This is a genomic window from Phenylobacterium sp., assembly GCF_031360265.1.
Taxonomy (GTDB): Bacteria; Pseudomonadota; Alphaproteobacteria; order Caulobacterales; family Caulobacteraceae; genus Phenylobacterium.
In genome coordinates, this window is record NZ_JANMBF010000126.1 from 1 (window position 1) to 2,099 (window position 2,099).

2 protein-coding genes and 2 pseudogenes are annotated in these 2,099 nt (G+C 70.4%); 3 read left to right on the forward strand and 1 reads right to left on the reverse strand.

The annotated features are described in order from the left end of the window. A pseudogene (locus RMN86_RS11625) lies at nucleotides 1-148 on the forward strand (DNA polymerase III subunit beta); the annotation flags it as partial. Nucleotides 149-155: 7 nt separating this feature from the next. Here RMN86_RS11625 and RMN86_RS11630 read toward each other — a convergent pair. Continuing rightward, entirely contained in the window at nucleotides 156-683 is a 528-nt protein-coding gene (locus tag RMN86_RS11630) for a hypothetical protein (protein ID WP_309606007.1), read from the reverse strand. Between the two features lie 129 nt (nucleotides 684-812). Between RMN86_RS11630 and obgE the strand changes: the two genes are divergently transcribed. Continuing rightward, nucleotides 813-1,868 (forward strand): GTPase ObgE, encoded by a 1,056-nt coding sequence (obgE, locus tag RMN86_RS11635; RefSeq protein ID WP_309606008.1) that lies wholly within the window; start codon nucleotides 813-815, stop codon nucleotides 1,866-1,868. Beyond that, nucleotides 1,865-2,099: pseudogene (locus RMN86_RS11640) on the forward strand (glutamate 5-kinase); the annotation flags it as partial. The gene obgE and the pseudogene RMN86_RS11640, both read left to right, overlap by 4 nt.

Genomic DNA, 2,099 nt, shown 5'->3' on the forward strand with positions numbered 1-2,099 from the left:
CTTCAACGCCCGCTACCTGCTCGACATCACCGACCAGATCAGCGGCGAACTGGCCGAACTGCGCTTCGGCGGCCCCAACGACCCGGCCCTGGTCCTCGACCCCCAGGACGTCGACGTCCCGTACATCCTCATGCCGCTGCGGGTTTAGGGGGCCACTAACGCCTCGGGGCCTTTCGGTAGGTGTAGTCGTAGCGTTCGGTCCAGGTCTCGCCGTCGTCTGTCGAGGCGTCGGAATATTGCCGCACGGAACCGTCGGCGTTGGCCGTGAAGATCATCCGCTCGCGCGCCATCTTCGAGGGATCGGCCTGGACGGGGTGGCGCCAGACCAGCACCATCCGGCCGGCCTCGAGCCCGCCCACGAACTCGCGCCACGTGCCCGCCGAGTCGGTCCAGGTCTGGCGCCACTTGCCGGCGGCCGCGTCATAGGTGTTGAGGCTGCCACCCGCATAGCCGGGCTCGCGCCAGTTCTCGCGGATCGCGCAGCCCGCATAGAGGCCCTCGATCAGGCTCTGGCCCGCGGGCTTGCCGGTCTTCGTCTCGGTCACCGTCCAGCGGCCGATCCAGAAGTCGAAGGCGTGGTGGGCGGCGTCGGCGCAGGCGGGTGGCTTGGGCGCCGCCGCCGGCTGGGCGAGGCTGGGGGATGGGGCCAGCAACAGCCCCGCGACGAAAATCATCCGGATCATGGCCCCAGCCTGGGCCGCCCGAGCGCCCACGGCCAACAGCGATGCGACGAAGGCCGCCGGTCCTGCGACCAATGCCCGGGCGGGCGTTCTGTGCTATGCGCCCTGTCCAACAAGCTTTCGACCGGTCCCATGAAATTCCTCGACGAGTGCAAGATCTATATCCGTTCCGGCAACGGGGGCGGCGGGGCCGTGTCGTTCCGCCGCGAGAAGTACATCGAGTACGGCGGCCCCGACGGCGGCGACGGCGGCAAGGGCGGCGATGTCTGGATCGAGGCGGTGGACGGCCTCAACACCCTGATCGACTTTCGCTATCACCAGCACTTCAAGGGCGACACCGGCGTCCATGGCATGGGCCGCAACCGCCATGGCCACAACGGCGAGGACGCCACCCTGCGGGTCCCCGTCGGCACCCAGGTGTTCGCCGAGGACAAGGAAACCCTGCTGCTGGACATGGACCGGGCGGGCCAGCGCGTCCGCCTGCTGAAGGGCGGCAACGGCGGGTTCGGCAACACCCATTTCAAGGGTCCGGTGAACCAGGCGCCGCGCTTCGCCAATCCCGGCCAGGACGGGGTGGAGCAGTGGATCTGGCTGCGCCTGAAACTGATCGCCGACGTGGGGCTGGTGGGCCTGCCCAACGCCGGCAAGTCCACCTTCCTGGCCGCGGCCAGCGCCGCACGGCCAAAAATCGCCGACTATCCGTTCACCACCCTGGCCCCGAACCTGGGGATGGTCGATCTGTCGGTAGGCGAACGGTTCATCCTGGCCGACATCCCGGGCCTGATCGAGGGCGCCTCCGAAGGCGCGGGTCTCGGCGTCCGGTTCCTGGGCCACGTGGAGCGCACGGCCACCCTGATCCACCTGGTCGACGGCGCCCAGGACGATGTCGTGGAGGCCTGGCGCACGGTGCGCCGCGAGCTTGAAGCCTACGGCGAGGAATTGGGCGACAAGACCGAATTCCTGGTGCTGTCCAAGGTTGACGCCCTGGACAAGGAGACCCGCAAGGCCAAGGCCGCTCAGCTCCGCAAGGCGTCGGGCGCCAAGGTGCGGCAGGTTTCCGGCGTCTCCGGCGAGGGGGTCACCGAGCTGCTGCGCGAGGCCTACGCCCTGGTCCGCGCGCGCAAGGGCGAGGCGGTGGCCGAGGCTCTCGCGGCCAGCGGTGAGCCCGCCCCGGACTGGGCGCCGTGAGCGACCTGGCGGCCGCGCGCCGCCTCGTCGTCAAGGTCGGGTCATCGCTGCTGGTGGGTCCAGATGGCGCCGATCGCGCGTGGCTGGCCGCCTTCGCCGCCGATCTGGCGCGGGTGCGCGCCCGTGGCCAGCAGGTGCTGGTGGTGTCGTCCGGGGCGGTGGCCCTGGGCCGCCGACGGCTCAGCCTGCCAAGACGCGCCCTGACCCTGCCCGAGAAACAGGCCGCCGCCG